General features: G+C 59.8%; 1 pseudogene. It reads left to right on the top strand.

Features of this window, described 5'->3' with window-relative positions:
• Positions 1-249: 249 nt before the first annotated feature.
• Positions 250-560, top strand: a pseudogene (locus AC1DU6_RS35280) (hypothetical protein); the annotation flags it as partial.

Genomic DNA, 560 nt, shown 5'->3' with positions numbered 1-560 from the left:
GAACGGGATGGTGGCATCGGCGGGCACATTCACGGTCTGAACTCCTTGGATTGGCTGAGAAAAGTGTTAAATCCGATCCATCCGGCGGGCGCAATCCGGCGCCGGCGCAGGGCCTTATGCAGGCTGTTTTTCGAGCAGCACGGGCATTGCCGGGGCAAAGCTTGGGACATGCGGGGAACGGGCCGGAATAGGCCTTTTCCGCATGCTCCGATCTCCCTATGAAGAAGCCTTACAGAGCCAAGAGACCCCATGACCGAGCCAAAGATCACTCCCGAACTCGTCGCTTCCCACGGCCTCAAGCCCGACGAGTATGAGCGCATTCTCAAGCTGATCGGGCGGGAGCCGACTTTCACCGAACTCGGCATCTTCTCGGCCATGTGGAACGAGCATTGCTCGTACAAATCCTCGCGCATCCATCTGAAGGGGCTGCCGACCAAGGCGCCGTGGGTGCTGCAGGGGCCGGGCGAGAATGCCGGCGTGATCGATATCGGCGACAATCAGGCCATCGTCTTCAAGATGGAGAGCCACAACCATCCGAGCTATATCGAGCCCTATCAGGG

Source organism: Roseateles sp. P5_B10, assembly GCF_056400485.1.
The sequence above is the reverse complement of the archived record's forward strand: the minus strand, read 5'-3'. Positions and strand labels throughout refer to the sequence as shown.